Here is a 24,565-nt window from a genome sequence, read left to right as displayed (position 1 = left end):
GAGAGGGATTGAGCCTGACCAGCAAGGCTTTACCATATCGGTCATGGCCTATCGCTATCCGCCCGGCAGCCCGCTGCACCATGAGAACTTGAAGGCCAAGCAGCGCGAGCTGCGTGGCGATTTTCCGGAGCCGCTGACGCTCAGGGTGCATCGCGCGCTGTCGTGGCTGCGCCGTGCCGAGGCCGAGCAGACCGATGAGGATGTGCGTTTCATCCTGCTCTGGATCGGCTTCAACGCGGCCTACGCCGGCGACGTTGAAGCATCGCGGGCGATTGGTATCCCCGAGGGTGAGCGGGGCTTGTTCCAAGCCTTCTTCGCAACCCTTGTGGGCTTTGATGGCAAACATCGCATCTACGACATGGTCTGGCAGCGCTTCCCTCAGGAAATCCGGGTGCTGCTCGCAAACCGCTATGTCTTCCATCCCTTTTGGCAGCATCACAATGGTGCGTCCGGCTATGTCGACTGGGCTGACAGGCTCGAGCGGTCGCGGACAGCGATAGGCGCCGCACTGCGCGATCATGACACGGCCAAGATACTCTCGATCCTGTTCGACCGGCTTTATGTGCTGCGCAACCAACTGGTGCATGGTGGCTCGACATGGAACAGCGATGTCAATCGCGCCCAGGTCAGGGATGGCGCCGCGCTGCTCGGCTGCTTGCTGCCGATCTTCATCGATCTCATGATGGACAATGCCGGGCATGAATGGCCAATGCCGAACTACCCGGTGGTGGAATAGGGCGTGGCGGAAGTCTGGTCCGATCAGGAAATTGATCACATCGTCGCCGACTATTTCGCCATGCTCACCGACGAGCTGGTTGGTCGCTCCTTCAACAAAGCGGCGCGAAACCGCGATCTTCAGGCTGTGATTGACCGCAGCAAGGGCTCGATCGAGTTCAAGCATCAGAATATCAGCGCGGTCTTGCTCGGCCTTGGTCAGCCCTGGATCGAGGGCTACAAGCCGGCCGCCAATTTCCAGAATGCGCTGGTCGATGGCGTCCTGCGGTGGTTGGAGGCGCGGCCCGAATGGCTGGCTCCCGACAGGCTCTCACGAGCTGCCCTGAACGTACCGGAAGCGCAGGGATCACTGCGGATCGGGCCGCCGCCCACGGTGCGCAACGAACCGTCGCCGATCGATCCAGCGTTCATGGCCGCGATCGGCCGCAAATATGATGTCGCCGAGCGCGATGCGCGCAACCGGGCGCTTGGCAAGGCGGGTGAAGAATGTGTGCTGCATCACGAGCGCCGTCATTTATCTGCTGCGGGCCGCGACGATCTCGCGGACAAAGTCCGCTGGACATCTGTGCAGGATGGCGATGGTTTTGGCTTCGATATCCGAAGCTTTGAAACGGACGGGCGCGAGAAGCTGATCGAGGTCAAAACCACCAATGGATGGGAGCGCACGCCTTTTCATATCTCTCGCAATGAGCTGGCCGTCGCCGAAACGAGGCGCGAGGAATGGTGCCTCATGCGGCTGTGGAATTTCGCCCGTGCGCCAAGCGCCTTCACGCTGGACTCGCCCCTGAGCGATCACGCACAATTGACGGCAACCAGTTTCCTCGCCGAGCTCAATTGATAACCGCCGCCACCAAGGGCGACACAAATCGAGCAATCAGGGCAGGGCCGGGAAGTCGGGACGCGCATGGCCTTCGACCAGCGCCCGCAGTCCTGCCGGTTCGAGCACCTCGACCTTGTCGCCCCACTGATAGAGATGCCAGGCCATTTCCAGCCAGCCTGCGGCCTTGAACCGGACGATCAGACTGCCGTCGTCCCGATATTTGGCCGACTGGTTGGGATGGAATTGGAACTCCGCCGCACGCGAGGCTGCCTCGGGAAGAAACCGCCAGACGATCTCGCCATATTGGGCGGGGTCCTGATAGGCGCCGAAGGCCTGCGCCGCATGATCGTTCAGGGAAAAGCCGGATTGGATGGGAAAACTCTCATCGAGACATTCAGCGCTGTGAATGCGGTCGAGACGAAAATGGCGGAGATTTTCGCCTCGATCCGCCTGGCGCGCAACCAGATAGCTGCGCAATCCCAGCAAAAGCCCATGCGGCTCGACCGTCCGGGTTTCTGCGTCAGTCTCGCCATAGACAATACGCATTTTGAACGGTCCGCGCAGAGCCTCGATCAGAACGTCGGTGACCTCGGGTTTCATCGCGACCTTTGGGCCTGGCCGCGCCACTTGGCCCAACGCGGATAGGACCGCCTCCGCATCGGCTTCGGACCGCAGCGCATCACGTGGGGAGAGGCGCGTGATCAGGCTGTCTCTTAGATCTTCCAGCGCACGGGCATGGCGGAGCCGGTTCTCATCGCGGGCTGCGCGAGCGGCGATTTCCAAAGCCTCGATGGTGTTTTCCTGGCGCGGTTGCAGCCGGTCGGGCATCGGACTTTCGATGCGCCAGCGCCGACGGCGATCATCATCTTCCACAACAACGACATTCGCGAAATTATCCTCCAGCGCACTTGTCATGCGCTGCGCTGTGCGGTGCGAAATACCGAATTCCTGAGAGATTTCCTCAAGACTGATGCCCAAACGCCGCGAGGCGGCGAGTTGGGCGAGGCGCAGAAGATCGTTGGCCTTGGCGAAAGTCATTATACGTCCATGTCAGAGATTGACACCCTTGCATGCTAAGGAACAGGGTAGCGCCTGTCGAGGTGATTCCCTCGTGGGTGGCGTTGGGCAATCAAGGGGGCCAAGTGAGGACGATTGGGGACACCATCCTTTTTTCAGCGACCGACCTGATGCGGTTCGTCGGCTGCGCGCATGCGACAGCGCTCGACCTTGCCTACATGCGCGGCGAGCCGCTCACTCCCCGGGAAGATACCGAGGATGCCGCGCTGCTTCAGAAACAAGGCGATGCCCATGAGGCCGCCCATTTGGAGAAGCTGAAAGACGCGGGCAACGGGGTAGTCGAGATTGCGCGTGGCGATCTTGCGCAGAACGCGGACGAGACGCGAGCGGCCTTGGCGCAAGGCTCGCAGATCATCTTTCAAGGGGCTTTTCTCGCCGAGCGGTGGGGTGGCTGGTCCGATTTTCTCGAGCGAGTCGAGCAACCATCATTGCTGGGGCCGTTCAGCTACGAAGTGACCGACACCAAGCTCAAGCGCAAAGCCCATCCCAAGCATGTGCTGCAGCTCGTGCTCTATTCCGACCTTTTGGCAGAGATCCAGAGCGTGATGCCGGAGCATGCGCATGTGCAGCTCGGCAATGGCGCGCGCGCGACGCTGCGTTTGGCCGACTATGCCCATTACCACAACGCCAAGACTGCCGGAACGCTGGCGGAGTTGCCCGATGAGCTGAAACCTTATGCGGATCAGGTGTTCCAGCTGATCGACAGCGTTTTCAGCGATGCCCAGCTGCCTAAGGTAGGTGATGGACGCAAGCCCAAGACTAACCCGCTCAATGCGAACTTCGACAAGAAGGAGTTTCAGGAGCTGTGGGCACGGATCAACCGCAAGGCGGTTTACCGGGTCGAGTTTGACTCAGCCGAACTGGTCAGGAAGTGCGTCAGTGCGCTCGAAAGCCAGCTGCGTGTCAGACCGCTCCAGTACACAATTCAGGAGGGCGTGCAGAATGACGGCTTGCGGGATGACCAACTCCGCGCTGGCGATGGCTTCACGATCACGAACACGACGACGGAACAAGGCGGCTCGATCCATTCGCTTGTGAAATATGACCTGGTTGGAAAGGTGGCGGAAAACGCGCAGCTCACGCGTGACACTGCTGCAACGATCCTTGGCCAGACCCAGCCGGCTGTATTCGGACAGTTCAAGATGAACCCCGAACACTTCATTTCCGAAGCCTCGCGGATCATCACCGAACAGAAGGCCGCCATGGTCATCGAGCGTCTGATCTACGACGAGGTCGACGAGCGATACGACGTGGATATTTTTACGGCCAATCAGACCGGGCAGGACTTCTCGCGCGCCTCGGCGAAGCTGAAGAACCATGTCTACGACTACGCCATAACGCACTCCGACGTGGAAAGGGAATTCGTCAAAGAACTGGACACGAGCAGCGAAGTTGTCGTCTACGCTAAGTTGCCCCGTGGGTTCCTGATTCCGACACCGGTGGGTGACTACAACCCAGACTGGGCAATATCGTTCAAGGCTGGCAGCGTCAGGTACATCTACTTCGTGGCTGAAACGAAGGGGACGATGTCCTCGATGAAGCTGCGCGAGATCGAGAAGACGAAGATCGAGTGCGCCCGGAAATTTTTCGATGAAATCAGCCAGCAGATCTCCGAGGATCACGTAAAATATGAAGTGGTCACGGACTGCGGAAAACTGATGGAAATCGTTGGCGTAAATTGAACCACGAGGGGCTGGCGATCATTTTGGTGCCGCCAGTCCCACACAACGTCACAGCGTATTTAACATAAGATATATTATCAAACTTTTATCGTTTTATATCAATCATTTATCATCTGAAAGAGCAAGGGTCATTCCGGTGAATTGATATCCGCCCAATAGGTGATCTCCTCGAAAAGGTGCATGCCTTCCGGATCTTCCCATCCCTTACGCCCGTCATCCCATCGGCCGATTACGGGGCGATCTCCTTCCCAGAGCAGCATGAGGCGACCGTCTTTTCGGTCGTCGGGCATCGCGCCAATCGGGTCCCACGGGATGTATTTCGCTTTGATCACGCAAAATCTCCTCGCATTCCGGCGGCGCGCGAGTTCATTCACGCTGCGCTGCTCCAGCAACGGCATTGAAGATCGAATCGACGATGTCTAGAAATAAAGTGCCCCGACGGTTTGCAAAGCAGGGACCGCCGGGGGATACCCAGTTCATATGGCGCAAGGGTGCCTAAAAATCAAGTGAAAAGGTTCCGGTGCCAACATTCGTTCATGCCTTGTCCGCTGACCGCTTCGACACTTATCTGAAGTGGGCCGGAGCCGATCAGACACTCGCAGAGCGCCTGTACACCTACTAATGTGCAGCTTTCCGCAGCCCTCTATGGCCCTCTACACATGCTCGAGGTCGTGCTGCGTAACATGGCGGACGCGCGGCTTGCGGCCCAACATGGCGCCGCCTGGATCGACGATCCTGCGATCCTTGTGACGAACTATCAGACGGGCGCAATCGCAAAAGCACGGCAGACGCTGCAGAAAGACGGGAAGGCAGCGACCCGTCCGCAGATCGTAGCGGAATTGAACTTCGGCTTCTGGGCGTCACTCTTCGGCCCCAAGTCACACCACCTCTGGCAAAGCCTGCGACCCATCTTTCAGGCCAAAGGCGTACAGCGCGGTGTGATCGCGCGGGACTTGCGCGACCTGCGTATATTGCGCAACCGCGTCGCCCACTATGAACCCATCATCGCGCTTCCGCTTGCGCAGCGCTATGCGAGTATCGCGACCTTGACGGGCTGGCTGTCTCCAAGCGCCGCGACATGGATCGCCAAGTATTCGACATGGCCGACACTTTATCCGGCCGTACCCATCCTTGTGCCCGACCCTGCATCTGGAGATTTGCTAGTGGCGCCAGCGGCGCTACCCTTTCTCCCTGCATGACCTATCTCTCCGCGACGCCTGGATCTTGAGGACAATGTCGCCCATCCAGCCCGGCATGGCCGGGCGGCCCGCGACGAGCGCACGCGTACCGGCATCGTCGAGCCGCGCGGCGAAGTGCCCGATCGCGTCCGCGTCGATATTGCCCTTCCCCAGATGCGCGAGTGCCTGGACGATCGCATTCACAGACTCCGGCGCGTCGAGCACCGGCGCGCGGCTGTGCTTCAAAGTGACGCTGCGGCCGCCAGCCTCGGTGGTGCGGGTGCGACCGCTGGTAGCGTAGCTCGCCCGGGCGGGCACCTGCGTCGAGAGACCAAGGCTATTAGCCGCCGCCGCTCCCGATGGCGCGAGCGCATCGCCGCTCTGCGCGGAGAGCGCTTGGGCCACCTGCCCGGGATCCGGGCTCAGGGCACCAAGCTTGTCATGCCGGCGGGGATAGTCGTAGAGACCGCGGCCGATCCGGCGGATGTCACCGGCATGCGCGAGACGCGACAGCGCCATGTCGACCGAGCCGCGCGTGCCGAAGTCGACGAACTGCTTGGGCGTAAACACCCAGCCACGGCCCTTGCCGCGCACACGCTTCATAATCCGATCAGCCACCGCAGACATGTCCATGCTCCTGTCTGTTAGATAATAGCATGGTTTTTTCTAACAAGCCATGACCACAGAAAGCGCCAGTTCCCTCGACTTTCCAAGACATTCTAGCACATGGTAGTGGGAGCATCCCTTCGCAAGATCAACCACCCATGCGAATCAACGCTCCCGCCCACGCTCCGGCACTGGCCGCTCGGGACCAGCTCCACCCTCCAGCTCGCGCGCCGGCTGTGTCGCTTGCCGCCCCTGCATCATCTCGCGGGCCAGGGCCAGACGTCGGGAGACCGCCGGCGGCATAGCCGCCAGGAAACCCGCAATTTCGTCGGAAAGCGCCTGGTCGTCGGCCTCGCCGGTACGTGCAAGCGCCACCGCCGCCTCCGCATAAGCACCGCGTATCTGCTTCTGGCGAACCAGCGCCATCACGTCTTGCGGCCGCCGTTCCTCATCGCGCGCGTGCGCAAAGGCCCGGGCGCGCAGCACGTTGAGTTCATCCATATTGAGCCGGCGCCCCTCCTGACCGATCCGAGCATCGAGATGCAGCGCTGCAGAGCGCACACGCTTTTGAACGTGACCGCGTGCGCGTCTGGGCGTCGCCTCAGCCGCGATGCCGCGCGCCCGTAGCTCATGCGCGAATGTCTCTCGCATATGATGGAGGTCGGCCTTGCGCGGATTGAACCGCGTGCCGTCCGCACCTTCGGTGGCCACCGTCAGATGGACGTGCGGATGATCGGTGTCGGTGTGAAGCGCCAGCATATAGGCGTGATTGTCTTCGAACAGGATCCGGGCGAACGCCTGGGCGGCATCCTGCAGCGTCTCGGGATCGGTCGAACCGCCGGGCATGGAAAGGACCAGCGACAGCGAGGTCGGCCGGTCGCGGCCATGCTCGTTCATCGCCTCGTCGAGCATGGCCCAGTCCTGCGCGATCTCCTTCAGCCGTTTGGGATCATCGATGATCTCGCCCTCGCTCGAGCGCACCGCAAGCTTCCCGTGCCGCGCAACATAGCCGAAATGCTCCGATAGATGATGCGCGCCATATTGCTTACCCGAGACCTTGACCATGACCTCCGGGGCCTTGCGCACGATCCGCTCGAGCTTGGCCCGAGCCTCGGCCTGGCTCAGCGGCGCGGCGCGCGCCTGCCTTCCCCGGCCCGATCCGCCTCGCCCGACGCGGACATAGGCTCCCCGCAGTGTCCGTTTACCGCCGGTGGGCGGCCGCCATGCCTCCATGAGGCTGGGCAGCGGCAAGATGCCCTCCTCCTCAAACATCGAGGCTATCCCAATAGGCAAGATCGCCCTTGAGCGCAGTGCCAAGACCGGCAAGCGCCGTCCGGATTTCCGTCCGAAAGCTTTCCACCCGCGCCGCCTCGCGCGCGACATCGAGCCCGGATTCGACCATCACCGATGCGTTGAGCGCCCGCGTCGCCTGATTGAGATTGATGCCGATCCGGTTGAGCTCGCGCCACGCCTGAGCCACTGCCGCCCGCTCTTCGAGCGGCAGCGGTGCCGCCGAATGCAGCCGGCGGCGCACCAGCCTTGTCACCCAGTCTGTGCGCTTCATACCCAAAGCATCGGCCTCGGCATCGAGCGCGGTAATTTCCGCATCGGTCAGCCGGATCTCAAACCGCCGTGTTGCTCGCTCCCGCCGGCGAAGAAGCCCCGACCTCTCGCCCTCCTCCGCGTCCACTGCATTCATGACAAGGCGCCGCAGCAAAGCCGAGCGCCCACCGGCGCTGTCCGCCACAGCATCGAAGCGCTGGGCGACTTCATCGTCGAGACGGAAGGTGAAGACGGGCATGCATCAAAGGCTATTGTCATACATCCCCGGCGTCACGCCTATCCGGCCCTCACCTTCACTCAACTCATCTGATAGTCTGCTTGAGCAGACTTCGACCATATTTGGGAAAATGCGCCTATCATTCACGCCTGATCCACGAAGGGCGGCGCCAACGGCGCCGCCCCAGCTCGGACCTACGCAAAAGGCCGCACCCCGAAAGGGGCGCGGCCGACATACACGCGAACAGGATATGCGAACGCGGAGGAAGAGGGTCAGAGCATCACAGCGTCGGGCGTCCCTCAGACGCGGTGCAAAGTCGTTCGGCCGCGATCTCTTGCCGGGAACCATCGCCGAAGATCACGACAACACGCGGGCCGAGGACAAGACGCGCGGGACGGCCATCGACTTCAACGGCAAGGCTGGCCTCTGGCGTTTGCTCCCCTGGTCGCGCGACTGGCTCAGTCCCTGCCCGCGGTTGGGGACGGGCGACGGTCACTGCCGCGGCCTGCATCGGCGCTGCCTCGATGCTGAGAACGTCCGCCTTACCCTTCAGCCCGGCAATGAAACGCGCGCCTTCCGCCAATGTCGCGCCGCTCTCATCCCAGGCGCCCACATAGGCCTCGACTTCCGCAGGATAATCCCTGGCTGTGCGATGCAGGTCATAGAGCAGCCGGATCGGCGCGCGCGGGAGCGCCTCCCTGAGATAGGCAGGCATGTCACCATAGGCTGCATAGAGCGAGACGAACTGCTTGGAGCGGCCCAGCGCAGCGGCGATTTCGACTTGGCTCATGCCGCCCTTGAGCATACGGGCAATCGCACGAGCGAGCTCGACCGAAGAAAGGTTCGCACGCTGATCGTTCTCAACGATCTGATCGGCGAGCAGATGGGTTCCCTCCCCCTCGGCCACGACGATCGCCGGGATCGTCACCCGGCCCGCGAGCTGGGAGGCACGAAAGCGTCGCTCGCCCAAACGGATGCGATGCAAGCCGGCGGCGTCGGCGGGCGCAACCGTGATCGGCTGCAAGACCCCGCGGGCCGCTATAGAGGCCGCAAGCTCGGCCAGGGCGTCATCGTCGAAACTGCGCCGGGGATTGCCGGGGTCGGGGATGACCCGATCCAGAGGGATTTCCTCGACCCGGCGCGCCGTTTCATGCGCGCCGACTAGCAGGCCAAACTCCTCGATGCGTTCGTCGAACTTACCCATCAGGTGGCGGCCGCTGGCGCTGAACCGAGCCGCCGTTCGATCTCGGCGAGGATCGGCCGAATTTCCCCGGCCGCCGCCTTGGCCCCGCCACCACCTTCCATCCAGACCGGCCGATGATTTTCCGCGGCATGCTTGTAGGTCGGTCGCGCCTTGATGAAGGCCGGGAACATCAGCCGCTCGCCCACCGCGTGGGCGAGCTTGACGGCATTGTCTATTTCGCGCCGGTCGAACGGGTTAACCATCGATGGTAGCAATCCGAGGAAATCGATCTTGCGCCCTGCCCTCGCCGCCTCGGCCTTGCGCAGCGCGGTCAGCAGCATCTTGGCGCACTCGACCGAATCTTCGGCGACCTGGACGGGCGCGATCACTGCGTCGGCGACCGCGAGAGCGCTCAGGGTCAACTCGTCCCATTTGGGACCGGTATCGATCACGCACAGGTCAAAATGGGGCGCGAGCGCAGGAAAGCGACCGAGAAAGTCGCGCACATCCTGTGACGCCTTGATCATCTGCAAACGCTGGTCGGCAGCGAGCAAAGTGAGCCCGACCTGGCCATCGGCGGCAAGAGCCGCCGATGGATCGAAGAGATCCGCCGCGAAGCCCCCCGGCCGCTCGCGGGCCAGACGGCGTGACGAACTAGCTTGCGGGTCCAGGTCGACAAACACGACCCGGCGTCCTGCCGCTTCGGCCAGATACCAGGCGAGATGCGTGGCGAGAAAGGTCTTGCCCACCCCGCCCTTGAGAAGGCTCACGGCGATCGTTCTCATCGGTACGGCCAGCTCAACAATAGTCGTCCGGACCGTCGCGCAGATTGCGCTCGTAATGGTCTCGCGATGACCAGTCGCCGCCACCGCCAATGCCGGGACCGACATAGCGGAACAGGTAGACGGTGAGCGCAAAACAGCCGAACGCAAAGAGGATCGCGTGATCGGGATGGGCGGCGAAATAGGCGGACATGGCGGTAACTCCTCAAATGGTCTGATCCCGCGTCGGCTCACAGCTTTGCACCGGCCCGGGGGCGACGCTCCGGTGCGCCCTCCCCTCCCCGAGCGCGCTTGGCGCGTGGACATCCTTTGCGCGCAGTCTGCTCAAGCAGACTTTTCACGGCCATCCCCCCGGTCAGGGGGATGGCCGTGCCGATCAATATTCTTCGGCGAGTAGGATCGTCAGAACCCGAGTGGTGACGTCGGGATTGGCTGGATCGGGTGAGCCCCAGGCAAGCTCGAGATCATAATAGTCGATCTTCCAGTAGAGAACGGCGCTGTCATATTCGAAGCGACCAAAATCATGCTCGCCCAATGGATCGTTGTCGGAATTGAAGCTGTCATAGTTTCGCACCGTGCGCAGGATCTCAGCGCGTCTGCGAAATCCGCGGAAGAGGGAAACATCCCCGACCAGCGCGGCAACGCCCGCGGTCATGACCATTTGGTTTCGGCCAGGGCTGCAAATAGATCTCCGCAGGCTGTCATTCAGTGCGGCGATGCGGTCGATCCGGTCGGCTCGGTCTGACGATTGTTGAGAAGGCTGCGGCATGGCTGTGACTCCGGTCTGGATTAGCCCCGCCCATCGGGGCCTTCCGACAGGCGCCCCAAGGGCGGCGTCATAGCGGGGTCGTGCACCCGGAGGGTCGCAACGCAGTGGAGAAGCCCGCCTATGCGGGCTTGCTCGGCCCCGCGCGCCGACCAGGAAGCCGACAACGGAAGAGGACCGATGGCGTGTTGCGCTAATGCCGTGCGAAGTCATGTTTGCCTCATCACCACGAGCCATCGGCCGCCCCGTTAAGCTGCAGCTCTGGAACCCGGTCGCCGTCCTCAAAATAGACTTCGGGAAATGATGCCAGTTATTTACGATGAGGGACGCCATTCAGCGGGACACGGGGGATTCTATGAAGTTGGCTTCGGTAAGCCTACACAACTTCCGATCATATCGAGATCGAGTGACAGTCAAGATAGACGACTTCACCACGGTCATGGGCCGGAACGATGTAGGCAAAAGCACGGTGCTCGAAGCGTTGGAGATTTTCTTCAACCAGCAGGTCGTGAAGCTGGACCAAGCCGATCCGTGCGTTCATGGCGCCGACAAAGTCGTCGAGATCAGCTGCACTTTCGACGAATTTCCCAACGCGCTCACGCTGGACGAGCAGTCGCAGACATCTCTGGAGGCCGAGTATTTGCTGAACTGCGAGGGCCTACTGGAAATCGTGAAGCGTTTCGACTGTAAGGGAGCCAAACCGAAGGAGGAGGTCTTCGCCCGGGCACTTCACCCGTCCGCAGCTGAGCTGGCGGACCTTCTGCAGCTGAAAAATACAGCGCTAAAAGAAAGGGCCGCGTCCGTTGGAGCAGATTTGACCGGCGTTGATAAGCGCTCGAACGTGGCATTGCGCGCTGCCATACGCGACCGTGTCGGTGTCGGCGACCTGGAGATCCGGCTAGTCCCTCTCGCCGAGGATGAGGCTAAGAAGGTTTGGGTACAGCTGCAACGAGAGTTGCCGACGTTCGCGCTTTTCCAAGCAGATCGCGCGAGCACCGACGACGATCGCGAAGTTGCCGATCCCATGAAGATAGCTGTTGCCGCTGCCATGAAGGAGATTGAGGCCGAGCTCGAACAGATTAAGCTGAAGGTGCAGACGAGCGTCATGGACGTAGCGCAGCGTACATTGGCGAAGCTTCGCGAAATGGATCCGCTGCTGGCACAGCAACTTACCCCCACATTCAAGGCGGAGCCGAAGTGGGATTCGTTCAAGTTGAGCCTGACAGGCGACGATCAGATTCCGATAAATAAGCGTGGCAGCGGCGTGCGTCGTCTGATCCTGCTGAACTTCTTCCGGGCGGAAGTGGAGCGCCGGCGGGCCGAGAGCTCGACGCGTCGCGTGATCTACGCGATCGAGGAGCCGGAAAGCTCACAGCATCCCAACAATCAGATCATGCTTGTCCGGGCACTATTGGCGCTTGCTGAGGACCCGAACACCCAGGTTCTGATGACGACCCATGTTCCCGCGATTGCAAGTTTGCTGCCGACCTCGTCAATTCGCTTCATAAGCCGCAATGACGATGGCCATACCCAGGTTGAAGAGGGTACGGATGCGGTTCTCGAGAAAGTCGCCGACAGCCTCGGCGTACTACCAGACAAGCGCGCAAAAGTGGCAATATTCGTGGAGGGACCCCACGACGTCACATTTCTTACCAACGTGGCCCGTATCTATAGGTCCGCACATGCGGATTTGGTAGATTTGGAGGATCATCGGATCGCTTTTGTTCCGACTGGCGGCAGCACACTCAAGCAGTGGGTGGACCGCCGCTACCTTGCCCATGCGGGCATGGTAGAGGTGCACATCTATGATCGGGACGATCAGGTGAACCCAAAATACGCTGACGCTGTTCAGAAGGTGAATGCACGAGGTGGAGCCGACATAGCCTTTCTGACCACGAAGCGCGAGATGGAAAACTACCTGCATCCCGATTGTATCGTCGCGGAATACCAACCCGACTACAACATTGAGGTCACCTTCACTGACTGGTGCGACGTTCCAGCAATTGTCGCGGAAACCGTGCACACAGCCAGCGGTGCCACCGACTGGGCGGGCCTTTCAGTGGAAAAACAGGGTAAGAAGTCGTCGCGAGCCAAGAGCCGGCTGAACAACGGAGCCTCAGCGCGAATGAGTATTGCCCATCTTGGGCAGACCGACCCCGGCGGCGAGATATTGGGCTGGCTTCAAGCAGTTCGCGACCGGGTCGCCTGAACCGACCAGTTTGGACTGTTGGCGCCTCCTTTAACGGCTGATCGCATCGGACCAAGGCTACATGACGCTCGCGGAAGCAATAAACCAGACCAAGGATTCCGGCTTTGATAGTCAGGCAATCCATGATCTCGCCGAGCGCCTCTTTGGTACATGACGACGCCGCACGAGCGGTGCGCGGCCTACCCCGACGCACCGCTCACGGCAGGGATCGTCACCCGAATGGGCTGAGACTTGGAAATCCAAGGCTCAGGGCGAAGCCTAGAGCCCGGTCCGGCATCGCCGGAGCCGCCCGTTCAGCTCTTCACGATTCGCCGGAAATTGCCGAGAACAGAGCACAGCTTCTGGCTTTTGCGCTTCAGATCGGCGAGCCTTTCTTCGGCTTCGGCTTGCTCGAAAAGCAGCATCAGGCGTTCAGCCTGCTGCCCGCGGATCGAGACATGGCGCAAGATCACGATCCATTTTCCGGTTCGCTCGAGCGCGATCTTGGCCTGACCATGGGCAAGAAACGACCGTAGGCCCTCGAGTGTGCGGAGATCCGAAAGGGCCTTGGCGGCCGCCTTGCCTTCTTGAGCGAAAGCGCCTTCTGCCTCGATAAGTTTGCTGAGGTCATCGAACCGCTGACCGATCAAATGCCGCAGCCGTACTGTCTCCCCTCGACCCGGAATGGCCTTGAGAAGGAGCAGCGTTTCGGTGACGGCCGCTTCAGCCGCCGAGAAATGCTGCAAACACGCGCCGCGCCACGCGTTCACATCTTGGATCGCCTGGTTCCACAAGGGATCATCGTTGGCAATTTCGATTGGCGCACCTTCATCCATGCCAAACGCCTAGCGCTGCCGCCTTTATTTTCCTTGAATCAATGACACGCCCTCCATGGCAAAGCCGGGAGCCGTAGGCTCCCGGAGAAGCCATCAGGCGAATGGATCATATTCGGCCACCAGGGCAACGCTGCCGTCCGCATCCTCTGCGGTGATGACCCCATATTGCTGCCCGATCGCGATGACGAAGGTGACCACCATGAGGCTGCGCGAGAGACTGAAGGCGTGACGACGAGCGGTTGCAATGTCGGTGAACATGTCGGGGTTCCTTTGCGCGCCGGCGGGTCCGCCCCGCTCGACTGGCGCCCGATGTGTCCGGCCGGCGGCCGCGATCACTTTTTTGGCGCAGCCCAAAAAGCCGTAGCGCAGCGACCGGACCCCTTACGGGTTGATCGCATTAGGCCGCTGGTCGGACCAAGGATTGCGCCCGATTGAGAGCGGGTGGACCCGCCGGCCAGGCCCCCATGATCCCGCCGACTTTTGCCCAGGCGGTCACCCCGCCCCGCCGGTCCGACGATGGCATACCCATGACAAGCACGCGCCGCTGGGCTAGCGTCGCCGCGATGCTGTTCGCACTCCTGCTTGCCGCCACCGTCATTCCCGATGGTCAGGTTTTCGCCTGCACACCGACGCGCGTCTGGGATGGAGATGGACCGATCTGGTGCCGCGAAGGTGTGCATGTCCGTCTCGCCGGAATTGCGGCTCGCGAGATGGACGGCAGTTGCCGGCCAGGTCAGCCCTGCCCCGAGGCGAGCGCCCTCGCCGCCCGTGACGCTCTTGTTAATCTGCTCGGCGGCGCTCAGGGGCGGACCAGCACGGGCCACATTATGGTCGATGGTCCCACCATGCGCTGCCTTTCAACCGGCAACGCACGCGGCAACAGGACCGGTGCCTGGTGCGCCGCGCCCTCTATCGGCGACCTGAGCTGCGCCATGATCCGCACCGGCACCGTGCTGCGCTGGGATCGCTATGCCCAAGGGCGATGCCGATCCCGCTGATCCGCTTGCCTCCTTTCCCGCCCGAGCAGGGAAATAGGCCCGGCGGCGAGGCCGCCGGGCCTGATGGGACTGATTTCAGAATGGGATTTCATCATCCTCGGGCTCGTGGCCGCCGCCCGCATTGTCGTTCGCCTTGGCGCGGGTGAGGAAGGTCACCTCATCGGCGATGATCTCGACGCCGTAGCGCTCGATATTCTCGTTGTCGGTCCAGCGGGTGTAGTGAATGCGGCCACGGACCATGACCTTCATGCCCTTGTCGACATACTGCTCGACCGTCTTGCCGACCCCGTTGAAGCAGGTGATCCGGTGCCATTCGGTATCCTCGAGCCGGCGGTTGTTGTCGTCGCGGAGGATCTTGCCGTTGCTGTCGCGCTTCGGACGCGAGGTGGCGAGGCTGAAATGCGTGATGCGGGTGCCGCCTTGGGTGGTGCGGGCTTCGGGCGTGGCGCCGACATTGCCGGCGAGGATGACGAGATTGTGCATGGCTGGAGTTCCTTCGAACTGGGTCCAAGGGACCGTCCCTTCGACTGATCCCCGGCCAAGGCGGACAGGACGGATCATCCACCGGCAGGCGCAGCGCCGGGAAACCCCGAGACAAGGGGTGGTGCGGGCAGCCGTGGTACACGGCAACTCGGCCCGAAGGATCGCGGGTTGGATGGGCCGGACGGCCGACTTAGGGGTCAGATGAGGAGAAGGACGGCTCGTCGCTTGGCCGTGCCAGGAACCCCTCCATGGTGATCACAGGCATCCCCGACCTATAGGGCCACGCCGGTCCAATGCCTTGGCGAACCTCAAGCTCGACTTTGCCCCGCCCGCCGCCAAGCCGCGCGGCGAAACGGACCATATCCCGCACCGCCGTCCGGCGGAACCCAAACCATGGCATGCTCATGCTAGGGGACGGGCAAGAAGGCGCAGTTACGGCGTCGGCATCGGCAGGCTCAGTCCGGCCGCCACGGCATCGAGGAGCGAGCCCATCGCGCGCAGCACGGCCGCGAAATCGCAAACATAACCATCCGCCACCAGCGCGTCGATACGATGCCCGGCATAGGCGGGACCGAGGCTTGTAAGCAAATCGACGAGAATACGGCCCGGGGACGGGAGGCCAAGCCGCCGCGCTTCGTCGAAGGCGGCGATGAGGTCGTGACGAATATCGCGCGCGACCTCCTCGTGCGACCAGCCCCGGCTCATAAGATAGGCTTTGAGCCCCAGCTCGCAGGATATCGCCAGCAGGTGCAGCGCGGGAGCAAGAGCAACGGTGGCTCCAAAGCATGCCCCTTCGTGAAACTCGCGCGCGCGATCAAGGAAGATCGAGGCGGTCTGCCGATCGCCGGGCTCCGCCAATCTCTCGATCGCGCGCCAGCGGCGTGGCGATAGCCGGCGAAGCCATGCTGGGCCGGCCTGGTTGCGCAACTGGCGCAGGCAGGCGCCATTGGCCTCTTCGACGTCGCGGCCGGTCGACCACAAGAGCAGCAGCTTCGCTTTCCAGCGGCGGCCATGCGCCGCGCGAAAGGCAAGGAGCGCGCGCGCTGTGGGGTGATCGGGCATGAACATGATGCAAACCTCCGGGAAACGGGACGCACCCGCCCTGCCCTCCTCCCCTCCGGCATCGCAGCATTTCAAAACGGGGTAAGCCGGCCGCCAAAGCGGCCGGCGCGGCGGATCAGCCGCAGGGTCGCGACGCTGGCGGCGTGCCAAGCGGTCCGCGGCGATCAACGACGTGGATACCGCGCGCCTTGGCCTCGATCACCAGCCTTTCGGTGACACCATTGCCTTGGAAGGCGATGACGTAGCGCGGCTTGACCGAAAGCATCTGCTCATTGCGGCGGAACCCGGCGCGATCGCCGAGCTTGCGATCGAGCCCGAACCGCAGCTGCTGGATACCGTTCTGCTCGGCCCAAGACGCGGCCAGGCGCTCAATGCCTTTCATGTCACCGCCATGGACGAGATACATGTCGCCCACCCGCTCGCGGACGGCATTGAGCGTTCGCAGCAGGTTATCCGCAAACTGCTTGGCCTCGTCGTCGCTGGCGAAACGCAGCCGCCCGCCGGCGAAGATCACGGGCGTGCCATGGACCATATTGGCATCGCGCACCCTTTCTCGCCGCGCCTGGAGATAGGACCGGCCATCGACTATCGCCGCGGTCGTGCCGAGAGAAATGCGGTTGCCCGACGCCGGCACCCAGGAACGGCCCGTCTCGTGGAGATAATGGCGGGCCGCCGTGTCGCGCATGGTCTCATAGGCCTCGGCGGACTGTTCGATCTTGCGGGCGAGATCGATCTTGTCCTCAAGGTCGGCGGTCGCAACTTCCGAGCCATCCTGCTCGGCGAGCAGAAGCCGAATCTCGTCGGTCAGCCGGTCGATCATCTGGTGCTTCTTGGCGGCGGCGCGGTGGAAGAGATTGACCAGGCCCCAGCCCAGATCCTCGATGTCGCGCTCGAGCGCACTAAAGGGGAAAAGCGCGAAAAGATCGCTCCAGACAGCGCTGACGGTTTGTTCCATGGCTTCGGCGGGGGGCGGCGCCTCCAGGGTGCGCAGGTCGCCAGTGTGATCAAGATGACCAAGTTCGAGGGCGGAGAGTATCGCCGAGAGAGTGCTGGTCATGAGCTTTGCCTTTCGTTCCACTTGGGGCCGGCGGCCCATCCGCCGGATGCGCAGCCTCCGGGCCATCGAAGGAAGCGGCGGCAGCACCGCCGGGCAAAGCCCAAGGGAAACCCGGGACAATGCCGGGTGGAGCGGGCAGGCGCGCAAGCGCCAACACGGCCGGATTGGCCCCGGATTGCGGCAGCCAGCGCGATGGCCCAAGCATGCGCATCCTCTGGCGAGGGGCTGAGGCTTCATGGAATCAAGGAGCAGCGATTTTCCAGCGATCGTGTCAAATCTCGGATGCTGGATCTCGTCGCATCATGATCGACGCCTTCCGAACAGGCAGAGCTTGGGACGAAGCCGTCGTTCCCGACGCCCCAACTGAATGACGTCTTGGGGCGAGAGTAGACACTCACGCCGTACGCGGATGCAATCGTCGATCCACCGAGGCGAGGCCGTCTGCGGTGAGGCAGCTTTGGACTCAAATGCGTGCAACCGGAAAGACCGGCGCGGTCAGCTCTGAGCATCGTGGATTAAGAATGGCAAACACTCGCGACGTAAATCGCTAGCAGTGTTCTCCGCCACTAGACAGCGGGACGCGGTTCCCGGATGTTGGCTCTATGTTCAACGATCCCTCATCAGCGGCTTTTAAAGGGCGGCCGGTAGTCGCAGTAACAGCGCCACTCCGACTGCATCATCGTGCGCAAATGCCGGGCTGTTAGAGATGAGCCTTCGCTTTTCTGAGGCTGGACCGGAATTTCCCGAGCAGCTGGTCGAAGCTCTTTTGACCGGTGATGTCGTCTTCTTGTGCGGCGCGGGCGTAAGCGCGCCGCAATTGCCTGGTTTCGGCGCGCTCGTGACACGCTGCTTCGCGAGTCTCAACGTCGAAATGAGCGCGTCGGAGCAATTATCGTTCAAAGAGAATCGGTTCGAGGAAGCGTTAGGGTCGCTCAGCCGCCGGATCGTCAATCCAGCCGAAATGACTCGCGCGGTCGTGGCGGAGTTGCAGCCGCCCGCTGATGCGGATCTCTCGCATCATCGCACCATCCTGCGCCTGTCGCGCGATCTCGAAAATCGCCCGGCAATCGTGACCACCAATTTTGACACGCTGATCGAGCGCGCTCTGATGGAGACCGAGGATGCCGATCAGGTCCGTACCTTCAGCTTTGCCGGGCAGGATCTGCCGCCGCCAGGCAGCGCTGGGTTCGGCGGGATTATCCATATTCACGGTCGGATTGCTGACCCGGATGTCGGCCTAGATGAAACACCGCTAGTCGTGACGAGCGCAGACTATGGCGATGCTTATATGCGATCGGGCTGGGCGTCGCGGTTCCTGTTTGACCTCTGCCGCACCAAAACCGTCGTGCTGGTCGGCTACAGTGCCGGCGACGCGCCGGTACGATATTTTCTAAACGTCCTCGAAGCGGATCGGCAGCGCTTTCCCGATCTGCGCCCAGTCTATGCGATTGACGCGGTGGTGACGCGCGACCTGGCGGATGTCCGCTGGGCTGCGCTTGCGGTCGAGCCGATCGCCTATGAATACCAACTCGATGCGGCCGGCAATCCAACCAGCCATGCCGCCCTGTGGCCGGACTTGGAAAAACTGGCGGACCTCGTCGAGCGACCGCGGGCGACGCGGCGCGAGTGGGCGCAGGCGATCCTCGCCAAGCCCTTCGCCGACGCCGATGCCTCGGAACTCGATCACGCCGCCTGGCTGTTCAGCGGCCGTCGAGACCTATGGTCGCTCGCGATCCCGATCATTATCGACGGAGACTGGTTCGACTTCTTCGCCGACAGAAAATTATGGACCGAGCGGGACGCGTCCTGGATCATCGCCGCCTGGCTTGTCAGGGATCTTGCCTCGTCCGACCGGTTCCGGCGGGCGGTCGACTGGCTCGAGAAGCTCGGCAAGCCGTTCGCTGACGAACTGGCGCGACGGATCCGGCAAGTGAAGGATGCACCGGTTCTGTGGCTCCGCCTCTGGCGCCTTCTCGCGATCAGCCGACCCGATCGCGGCGACCATTGGGAAGACCGCGCCTATACGCTGATGGAGGTGCTCAAAGGCCCCGTTGTGCTGCACGCCGACATGGAACGGGCAGTGAGCTTGTTGACCCCCGCGCTCGAACTCCGGTCCGGCAGATCTTTCTTCGATGACGAACCCGCCGTCGATCCGCCGCGGCGTCTCTCCGATCTCGCCTGGCCGCGACTGACGCTTTCGGACCGCGGCGGCGCTTCGGATCTCGTTGCCGCATTGCTGGCGCTGCCGGAGCCGCTAGTACTGCTTGAGATCGCCAGCGCGAGGCTCCGCGCGACGGTCGGGCTTTCGCTCGATATCGGCACGATCGAGGGCGATTATGACGGCAATGACAGCGCTGTGCCATCGGTCGAACCGCACGGCCAGAACGAGCATCATGATGGGCCGGTTTTCTTGGTCGAGCTGCTCGCGCGGCTGCTCAAGCCGGCGGCCGCCAAAGATCGCGATGCGGTCCGCGCGCAAGCCTCAGCCTGGAAGGCCATGCCTGGCATCTTGGGGGCACGGCTTTGGCTGCACAGCTTGCGTCAGGCGGAGCTGTTCGACGCCGACGAAGCGTTCGCCGGGCTGGTGGGCCTCTCGCGTGACATCTTCTGGACGGTGCGCCGCGAGCTCGCGCTCGTGCTGCGCGACCGTGCCGGGGATGCGAATGCCGATCTGGTTGCCGCCGTCGAAAAGCGCATCCTGACTGAGGGGCCGGCCTATTATGACCGCTATGTGGTCGAGGCTGGTCAGGCGGACTGGAGGAGCCATGCTCTCGACGCGGCCATTTGGCTGCGACTCAACATGCTAGAGCAGGCAGGAAGACTGTCGGCCGAGGGTGCGGTGGAGCTTGCGGCCGTAAAGGCGCGGCGCGTCTATTTGGCACGCGACGTCGAGGATCAGGACTTTTTCGGATCCTATTCGACGGGCGTCCACATGGTGGTAGGCGACGCGCAGCCAATCATTGATGCCGCTGAAGGCGAGCGGTTGCAGGTCGCACGCGAAGTGCTCGGCAGCCATGATATCGAGAAACAGCAAGGATGGAGCGTTTTTTGTCGCACCAACCCGAGGGGCGCGTTCGACACGCTCAAGGACGCGCCGCTCGATGACGCCAACGCGCCACTCTGGAGAGACCTCATGGTCGCGCTGTCTTTTCCGGAAGGCGAGAAGGATCCTGACCGCCGGCCTCTCCTCGTCGCGATCTTTGCCACGCTCGAGCTGGCCGAAGCACCATTTCTGGCGCTGGTCGTCGATCGCCTTGCCGATCTTTACTGGTCCTCGCCGCGCCAGACCGAACCCGCGATCGCCGCGTGGTGGCAAAGGTTGTTCGCGGCAGCCGTGGCGCGTGACACCGAGCCCCTTGACCCCACGCGTGATCTTTATGCCGACCTGATCAACACCCCGGGCGGGCGCCTAACCCAGGCCACGCTCATTGACATCGAGGCCCGGCGCAAGGCGGGTGAATCAATCGATCCGGAACTGCTGGTAGCGCTCGATGCGGCTGTTGCGGCACCGGGCCGTCAGGGCACCATGGCACGGGGCGCACTCGTGTTCGCGGCTGGATTTGTGCTGACGATCGAGGGGCAGACCGTAGCGCCGTTGCTTGAAGCCGCGCTGGCGGGTGACGGCGACGAGGCCATCGCGCTGCGGCGGGTTCTCGTCACCGATTCACGCCTGTCATCGGTCGCCTCGAGGACTTTTAGCGCGGCAGTCCTGCGCGGAGTCAGCGAGCTCACCGGTCGTGGCCACGATCTAACCAACGCCGCCGCCAAGATCATCGCGCCAGCGTTGTCGATCCTGCGCGGCGAACAGACCGAGACGGACTGGGGCATGGGCGTCGCCGACGCCGCCAGAGCGCTCCGCACTGGACCATTGGCTTTGCGCACCGGCGTGGCCGAACTGGTGAAGCAGTGGATCCATCAGATCGATGAGGATCGCGCGGTCGCCTGGCGGACGGGCATAGGTCCGCTGCTGCTCGCAGTCTGGCCGCGAGAGCGCAGCTTTCACGAACGAGAGTTCAGCCGACACTTTGCCGATCTGGCCGTGGAGAGCGGCGACGCCTTTCCCGAAGCGCTTGAGCAGCTCCTACCGCATATGTCGCTCCTAGAAGGGCATGGTGGCACCCACGTGATTGAGCGGTCCGGGGCACCCGAGAAATTTCCCCGTGAGACGCTCATCTTGCTGTGGAAGCTGTTTGGCCCCGGCACCACCAGCGACCTGTATGGCGTGCCGAAGATCCTCGCTCGGCTGATTGCAGCGCTCCCAGCGATCGAATTGGACCGACGACTGCAATGGCTCGACCAGAAAGCCACGCGCTATGAGTGATCCGGAACCGACCCGGATCACCTTCGAGACCGTCGACCCGACTCTATCGCTCGATGAACAGAAGCGGCTAGTCGCTGATTCCGGCCGCCGACGGCATTTGAGCTGGGGGATGGATTTCGACAGCCGAGCGCTGTCACTCAACCCCGAAATTCCCGATCATTGGGAAGATCAGGTGAAGGAGCTCCACCGGCGAAACCTACAATCGGCGCGCGCCGGCATGGTCGCGGAATTCGGTGAGCGCGGCATCGATGCCAAGATCGACAATTTCGTAGCGATGGGCGTCAAGCCGTTCTCGGTACTCGCGCATCACAACGCATTGTTTCATCAGGTGCGGCAGGCCTTTGTGATCGGCGCTTACTATCCGGCGTTGGTTGGCGCATGCGCGCTTGGCGAGCGCATCCTCAATCACTTAATGCTGGACATGCGCGGCCATTTCACCGCGACGCCGGAATACAAGAAGGTGTATAGAAAAGATTCCTTCGACGATTGGCGCTTGCCGATCGACACCCTCGATGCGTGGGGCATCCTGTTACCTGATGCCGTCGTCGAGTACCGCGCCCTAATGGGTTTGCGCCACCGATCGATCCATTTCAACCCGGAGACAACGAACGCTCTGCGTAATGACGCACTTGCAGCGATCATCCATATGCGCACAATCATCGAGCAGCAGTTCGCGAGCCATGCCGTCCGCCCCTGGTTCATAGCCAATACTCTTGGCCATGCCTTTATCCGCAAGGATTATGAGGACCACCCCTATATCCGCGCGTACTTCCTCCCAAATTGTCCGTTCGTAGGGCCGCTGTTCGGCATGGCTCCCGGGAAGGGCGGATGGGAATTTTTCGACCTGCCCGATTACGGCGATGGTGACTGGACGGACGATGAATTTGCAGCGGCCTACAATGACCGTGATCCCACCCTGGTCGCCGGACCAACGGGGTAGTCCACAGGGAGAGACCTGATAAGGGCGCGGCCAAATGCAGAGCGAGGATGCGGGTTTCCGGCAAGCAATAACAGGTCGTCCTCTTAAGGCTCATCGTCACCTAGATCTTGTAGCCGGCCATACCATGGAAGCAGGTCGCCCAGCGCATCCTGAAACGGATAATCTTTGGGCTCGGTCTTCGGCGACTCCGCGTCTTGATGGAGGCTGGAGAAGATCCAGCCGACCCGGTCCCCCGACGCGATCTCGACCGTTTCCAGCAGCGACTCCGCAGTCGCGGTTCGCAGCACGTCCTCGAGCTCAGAGATAGTGCAGAATGCGACCGGGAGTCGATCCTCGCGAGAAATCGCATGGGCACTGGCATCCGCAAGAACATGGGCACGCTCAAGGATCTGGGGAATGATGGTCGCCCGCCCCGCAAACCATTCATCAAGGGTAAGGATCAAAAGCTTGACGTCATCGGAAAGGCGCCTCGGCGCTATGCCGAGCCGGCTGCGTGCGTAGAATCGCCAAAGCTGCATCACGCCCTTGGCAATCTCCTCGTAGCCGCGATCTTCGCCAGGTGCTTCACCGAAGCGGGCGGCTACGCTCATCCGAGATGCTTTACACTCAATCGCCAGTGAAACTGCGCCGTCCCGATCATGCATGAGAATGTCGGGGGTAGCGATAGGTCCCAAGGGCGTGCGATAGCTAGACTCCGGGTGAAACAGGACCGCTGGCAACATCTGCTTCAGCAGATCAAGCGCGTAGCTCTCAAACTTTCGGCCAACTTCATCGCGAACGGCCCCGCCCCCGCCGACCACATCGTAAAACAGTCCGTTGGTCACCCGGTCCATGATCAGGTCCGGCAAGGGGGCAATCATCGTTCGCGCGCGATGGCCGACAAGGAGACAGGGATGTCGCCGGAGGATGCTAGGCTTGTAGGCGGTTGCGATTTCCATCGCGCGAAGGTCCGCCGCTTGGGCCCGTGCGACGGCGATAGGGCAGGAGATACGCTCGAGCGTCTGCTGCAGGGTGTGTCGGGTGATTCCCCACTCGTGGATCAGGTCCATGTCCGTGGCCGGACGAATGCGGGGCTCGGTATAAAAGACCGAAAGCAGTGAGAATCCAACAAGTGTCATATCGGAGGGGGTGAGATTGGCGGCTTGCTGCAAATACGCGGCGCACTCGCCCTGACCATAGATAAAGGCGCTCCGATAGAGAGGGGGTAGCCCGACATAACCGCGCTGCCAAGAAAACTGCCGAGCACCGATCCTGCCGAGTTCGACCAAGATGCTTACGTCCTCGCGACGCGCCAGATACTCCGCGCCCTCCATCGAGCGCAGCAGATTAACCAGATCGCCAATCGCGTTCCAGTTTCGGCAATCGAAGGTTTGAAAAACGCCCTTGGGGGTCGTGAGGAGCTCGTTCGCTAGCGTCTCGAGTTCCCACGGATAAATTGCATGTGGGCCGAGAATGCCTTCCGTCGCAGCGTTAGGGGGGTAGCCGTTGAGGAAGCGCTCGGCCTCGGCAGCTCGACCCGTTTGCAGCGCGTTAAGCGTCCAAAGCATGCGCAAAAATGCAACATCGTCGGCTGCCGATAGTTGTTTCGACAAGCTGGTCCGCAAGCCCGGAAGTTGATCAATTCTCGCCGCGGTCGCCACCATAACGGTCCCTTAGCAGAATAATGCGGCAGTCGGGCGAGTTAGGTGGCGGGTTACGGAATTAGCGGTCGTTCATTACCTCGCTTGGAATGGCGGAAAGTGGTCGGGAGCAGACATCTGGCGTTTGCCGACCCCTCCCGGAAAGACGCGGACTGTGGTCATTGGATCCGTCATCGCGATGATCACATGAACAGGCAATACTATCGACCGGCTCAAGCGGCGGCCTGCTCATCCACATCCTCGCGGGCAAGACCCGTTGCGCGCAGCAAGTAGCCTGCGGCCTCCTCTGCCCGCGCCGCCGCCGTGAGCAGAGCACGATTATCCCTGCGCAGGATCGAAAGCCAGGAACCGATATAGGCCGCATGATCGTCGAGATGGGTGGTTGGGAGACCCACATCGGCGCCAACCAGCGCTGCCGACAGTTCGGCCAC

General features: G+C 62.1%; 24 protein-coding genes. 8 read left to right on the top strand and 16 right to left on the bottom strand.

Going from position 1 to position 24,565, the window contains the following annotated elements; all coding sequences use genetic code 11:
- The first annotated feature begins 43 nt into the window (after nucleotides 1–43).
- Nucleotides 44–736: a HEPN domain-containing protein gene (locus YP76_RS22510; protein ID WP_046765840.1), complete on the top strand. Its 693-nt coding sequence runs from the start codon at nucleotides 44–46 to the stop codon at nucleotides 734–736.
- Nucleotides 737–739: 3 nt separating this feature from the next.
- Nucleotides 740–1,573, top strand: a complete 834-nt coding sequence (locus tag YP76_RS22505; protein WP_084733323.1) for a DUF3883 domain-containing protein — start codon at nucleotides 740–742, stop codon at nucleotides 1,571–1,573.
- Between the two features lie 36 nt (nucleotides 1,574–1,609).
- Here the strand turns inward: YP76_RS22505 and YP76_RS22500 are convergent, their stop codons facing one another.
- Nucleotides 1,610–2,593: a helix-turn-helix transcriptional regulator gene (locus tag YP76_RS22500; protein ID WP_046765839.1), complete on the bottom strand. Its 984-nt coding sequence runs from the start codon at nucleotides 2,591–2,593 to the stop codon at nucleotides 1,610–1,612.
- Nucleotides 2,594–2,697: 104 nt separating this feature from the next.
- On the opposite strand from YP76_RS22500, the gene YP76_RS28865 reads away from it, so the two are divergent.
- On the top strand, nucleotides 2,698–4,314 hold the full coding sequence (locus YP76_RS28865; protein WP_046765838.1) for a restriction endonuclease: 1,617 nt from the start codon (nucleotides 2,698–2,700) through the stop codon (nucleotides 4,312–4,314).
- A 128-nt stretch (nucleotides 4,315–4,442) separates the two neighbouring features.
- Here the strand turns inward: YP76_RS28865 and YP76_RS22490 are convergent, their stop codons facing one another.
- A complete protein-coding gene (locus YP76_RS22490; protein ID WP_232307694.1) occupies nucleotides 4,443–4,712 on the bottom strand; it encodes a hypothetical protein in 270 nt (89 codons plus the stop codon).
- Nucleotides 4,713–4,973: 261 nt separating this feature from the next.
- Here YP76_RS22490 and YP76_RS22485 point away from each other — a divergent pair, with 261 nt between their 5' ends.
- Nucleotides 4,974–5,513, top strand: a complete 540-nt coding sequence (locus YP76_RS22485) for a hypothetical protein (RefSeq protein WP_232307693.1) — start codon at nucleotides 4,974–4,976, stop codon at nucleotides 5,511–5,513.
- Here the strand turns inward: YP76_RS22485 and YP76_RS22480 are convergent.
- The 7 genes from YP76_RS22480 to YP76_RS22455 form a co-directional block, all read right to left on the bottom strand.
- A complete protein-coding gene (locus YP76_RS22480; protein ID WP_046765837.1) occupies nucleotides 5,493–6,125 on the bottom strand; it encodes a DUF6088 family protein in 633 nt (210 codons plus the stop codon). The genes YP76_RS22485 and YP76_RS22480 overlap by 21 nt on opposite strands.
- 138 nt (nucleotides 6,126–6,263) lie before the next feature.
- Nucleotides 6,264–7,370 carry a relaxase/mobilization nuclease domain-containing protein gene (locus YP76_RS22475; RefSeq protein WP_046765836.1) on the bottom strand — a complete coding sequence of 369 codons (1,107 nt, stop codon included), beginning with the start codon at nucleotides 7,368–7,370 and terminating at the stop codon, nucleotides 6,264–6,266.
- Nucleotides 7,363–7,899: a plasmid mobilization protein gene (locus tag YP76_RS22470; RefSeq protein WP_046765835.1), complete on the bottom strand. Its 537-nt coding sequence runs from the start codon at nucleotides 7,897–7,899 to the stop codon at nucleotides 7,363–7,365. The genes YP76_RS22475 and YP76_RS22470 overlap by 8 nt, the downstream gene beginning before the upstream one ends.
- 259 nt (nucleotides 7,900–8,158) lie before the next feature.
- The gene (locus YP76_RS22465) at nucleotides 8,159–9,082 is read right to left on the bottom strand and encodes a ParB/RepB/Spo0J family partition protein (RefSeq protein ID WP_046765834.1); all 924 of its coding nucleotides are present in this window, start codon (nucleotides 9,080–9,082) and stop codon (nucleotides 8,159–8,161) included.
- The gene (locus tag YP76_RS22460) at nucleotides 9,082–9,846 is read right to left on the bottom strand and encodes a ParA family protein (protein WP_046765833.1); all 765 of its coding nucleotides are present in this window, start codon (nucleotides 9,844–9,846) and stop codon (nucleotides 9,082–9,084) included. Before YP76_RS22460 ends, YP76_RS22465 begins: the two co-directional genes overlap by 1 nt.
- A gap of 13 nt (nucleotides 9,847–9,859) precedes the next feature.
- Nucleotides 9,860–10,036 (bottom strand): hypothetical protein, encoded by a 177-nt coding sequence (locus YP76_RS28405; RefSeq protein ID WP_020820482.1) that lies wholly within the window; start codon nucleotides 10,034–10,036, stop codon nucleotides 9,860–9,862.
- A gap of 183 nt (nucleotides 10,037–10,219) precedes the next feature.
- Complete coding sequence (locus YP76_RS22455) at nucleotides 10,220–10,612, bottom strand: DUF3768 domain-containing protein (RefSeq protein ID WP_046765832.1); 393 nt, start codon at nucleotides 10,610–10,612, stop codon at nucleotides 10,220–10,222.
- Between the two features lie 316 nt (nucleotides 10,613–10,928).
- Here YP76_RS22455 and YP76_RS22450 point away from each other — a divergent pair, with 316 nt between their 5' ends.
- Nucleotides 10,929–12,818: an ATP-binding protein gene (locus YP76_RS22450; protein WP_052757560.1), complete on the top strand. Its 1,890-nt coding sequence runs from the start codon at nucleotides 10,929–10,931 to the stop codon at nucleotides 12,816–12,818.
- Nucleotides 12,819–13,111: 293 nt separating this feature from the next.
- On the opposite strand, the gene YP76_RS22445 is transcribed toward YP76_RS22450, so the two are convergent.
- Both YP76_RS22445 and YP76_RS22440 read right to left on the bottom strand, forming a co-directional pair.
- On the bottom strand, nucleotides 13,112–13,633 hold the full coding sequence (locus tag YP76_RS22445; RefSeq protein WP_037462784.1) for a hypothetical protein: 522 nt from the start codon (nucleotides 13,631–13,633) through the stop codon (nucleotides 13,112–13,114).
- A 93-nt stretch (nucleotides 13,634–13,726) separates the two neighbouring features.
- Entirely contained in the window at nucleotides 13,727–13,891 is a 165-nt protein-coding gene (locus YP76_RS22440; RefSeq protein ID WP_007682673.1) for a hypothetical protein, read from the bottom strand.
- A gap of 305 nt (nucleotides 13,892–14,196) precedes the next feature.
- On the opposite strand from YP76_RS22440, the gene YP76_RS22435 reads away from it, so the two are divergent.
- Nucleotides 14,197–14,631 (top strand): thermonuclease family protein, encoded by a 435-nt coding sequence (locus tag YP76_RS22435; protein ID WP_046765857.1) that lies wholly within the window; start codon nucleotides 14,197–14,199, stop codon nucleotides 14,629–14,631.
- A gap of 75 nt (nucleotides 14,632–14,706) precedes the next feature.
- Here YP76_RS22435 and YP76_RS22430 read toward each other — a convergent pair whose 3' ends face one another.
- The 3 genes from YP76_RS22430 to YP76_RS22420 form a co-directional block, all read right to left on the bottom strand.
- Complete coding sequence (locus YP76_RS22430; RefSeq protein WP_046765830.1) at nucleotides 14,707–15,114, bottom strand: single-stranded DNA-binding protein; 408 nt, start codon at nucleotides 15,112–15,114, stop codon at nucleotides 14,707–14,709.
- A gap of 432 nt (nucleotides 15,115–15,546) precedes the next feature.
- Entirely contained in the window at nucleotides 15,547–16,182 is a 636-nt protein-coding gene (locus YP76_RS22425; RefSeq protein WP_046765829.1) for a hypothetical protein, read from the bottom strand.
- 109 nt (nucleotides 16,183–16,291) lie between these two features.
- Entirely contained in the window at nucleotides 16,292–17,233 is a 942-nt protein-coding gene (locus YP76_RS22420) for a DUF2493 domain-containing protein (RefSeq protein WP_020820493.1), read from the bottom strand.
- Nucleotides 17,234–17,939: 706 nt separating this feature from the next.
- Between YP76_RS22420 and YP76_RS22410 the strand changes: the two genes are divergently transcribed.
- The gene (locus tag YP76_RS22410) at nucleotides 17,940–21,554 is read left to right on the top strand and encodes an SIR2 family protein (protein ID WP_046765827.1); all 3,615 of its coding nucleotides are present in this window, start codon (nucleotides 17,940–17,942) and stop codon (nucleotides 21,552–21,554) included.
- Entirely contained in the window at nucleotides 21,547–22,494 is a 948-nt protein-coding gene (locus YP76_RS22405; RefSeq protein WP_052757559.1) for a hypothetical protein, read from the top strand. Before YP76_RS22410 ends, YP76_RS22405 begins: the two co-directional genes overlap by 8 nt.
- Nucleotides 22,495–22,577: 83 nt before the next feature.
- Here the strand turns inward: YP76_RS22405 and YP76_RS22400 are convergent, their stop codons facing one another.
- Nucleotides 22,578–24,137: a hypothetical protein gene (locus YP76_RS22400; RefSeq protein ID WP_046765826.1), complete on the bottom strand. Its 1,560-nt coding sequence runs from the start codon at nucleotides 24,135–24,137 to the stop codon at nucleotides 22,578–22,580.
- A gap of 209 nt (nucleotides 24,138–24,346) precedes the next feature.
- A partial coding sequence (locus tag YP76_RS22395) for a zincin-like metallopeptidase domain-containing protein (RefSeq protein WP_065847558.1) occupies nucleotides 24,347–24,565 on the bottom strand: 219 nt, incomplete at its 5' end.

The organism is Sphingobium chungbukense, from assembly GCF_001005725.1.
Taxonomy (GTDB): Bacteria; Pseudomonadota; Alphaproteobacteria; order Sphingomonadales; family Sphingomonadaceae; genus Sphingobium; species Sphingobium chungbukense.
This window is presented reverse-complemented; position numbering and strand designations above follow the sequence as displayed.

Excerpts from the sequence above, each read along its gene's own strand:
- YP76_RS22435 (WP_046765857.1), top strand. The coding sequence starts at position 14,197 with ATGCTGTTCGCACTCCTGCTTGCCGCCACCGTCATTCCCGATGGTCAG.
- YP76_RS22420 (WP_020820493.1), bottom strand. The coding sequence starts at position 17,233 with ATGACCAGCACTCTCTCGGCGATACTCTCCGCCCTCGAACTTGGTCAT.
- YP76_RS22465 (WP_046765834.1), bottom strand. The coding sequence starts at position 9,082 with ATGGGTAAGTTCGACGAACGCATCGAGGAGTTTGGCCTGCTAGTCGGC.
- YP76_RS22485 (WP_232307693.1), top strand. The coding sequence starts at position 4,974 with ATGCTCGAGGTCGTGCTGCGTAACATGGCGGACGCGCGGCTTGCGGCC.
- YP76_RS22445 (WP_037462784.1), bottom strand. The coding sequence starts at position 13,633 with ATGGATGAAGGTGCGCCAATCGAAATTGCCAACGATGATCCCTTGTGG.
- YP76_RS28405 (WP_020820482.1), bottom strand. The coding sequence starts at position 10,036 with ATGTCCGCCTATTTCGCCGCCCATCCCGATCACGCGATCCTCTTTGCG.
- YP76_RS22450 (WP_052757560.1), top strand. The coding sequence starts at position 10,929 with ATGAGGGACGCCATTCAGCGGGACACGGGGGATTCTATGAAGTTGGCT.
- YP76_RS22440 (WP_007682673.1), bottom strand. The coding sequence starts at position 13,891 with ATGTTCACCGACATTGCAACCGCTCGTCGTCACGCCTTCAGTCTCTCG.
- YP76_RS22490 (WP_232307694.1), bottom strand. The coding sequence starts at position 4,712 with ATGCCGTTGCTGGAGCAGCGCAGCGTGAATGAACTCGCGCGCCGCCGG.
- YP76_RS22510 (WP_046765840.1), top strand. The coding sequence starts at position 44 with ATGGCCTATCGCTATCCGCCCGGCAGCCCGCTGCACCATGAGAACTTG.
- YP76_RS22430 (WP_046765830.1), bottom strand. The coding sequence starts at position 15,114 with ATGCACAATCTCGTCATCCTCGCCGGCAATGTCGGCGCCACGCCCGAA.
- YP76_RS22455 (WP_046765832.1), bottom strand. The coding sequence starts at position 10,612 with ATGCCGCAGCCTTCTCAACAATCGTCAGACCGAGCCGACCGGATCGAC.
- YP76_RS22460 (WP_046765833.1), bottom strand. The coding sequence starts at position 9,846 with ATGAGAACGATCGCCGTGAGCCTTCTCAAGGGCGGGGTGGGCAAGACC.
- YP76_RS22475 (WP_046765836.1), bottom strand. The coding sequence starts at position 7,370 with ATGTTTGAGGAGGAGGGCATCTTGCCGCTGCCCAGCCTCATGGAGGCA.
- YP76_RS22400 (WP_046765826.1), bottom strand. The coding sequence starts at position 24,137 with ATGGTGGCGACCGCGGCGAGAATTGATCAACTTCCGGGCTTGCGGACC.
- YP76_RS22425 (WP_046765829.1), bottom strand. The coding sequence starts at position 16,182 with ATGTTCATGCCCGATCACCCCACAGCGCGCGCGCTCCTTGCCTTTCGC.
- YP76_RS22405 (WP_052757559.1), top strand. The coding sequence starts at position 21,547 with ATGAGTGATCCGGAACCGACCCGGATCACCTTCGAGACCGTCGACCCG.
- YP76_RS22470 (WP_046765835.1), bottom strand. The coding sequence starts at position 7,899 with ATGCCCGTCTTCACCTTCCGTCTCGACGATGAAGTCGCCCAGCGCTTC.
- YP76_RS22410 (WP_046765827.1), top strand. The coding sequence starts at position 17,940 with ATGAGCCTTCGCTTTTCTGAGGCTGGACCGGAATTTCCCGAGCAGCTG.
- YP76_RS22500 (WP_046765839.1), bottom strand. The coding sequence starts at position 2,593 with ATGACTTTCGCCAAGGCCAACGATCTTCTGCGCCTCGCCCAACTCGCC.
- YP76_RS22480 (WP_046765837.1), bottom strand. The coding sequence starts at position 6,125 with ATGGACATGTCTGCGGTGGCTGATCGGATTATGAAGCGTGTGCGCGGC.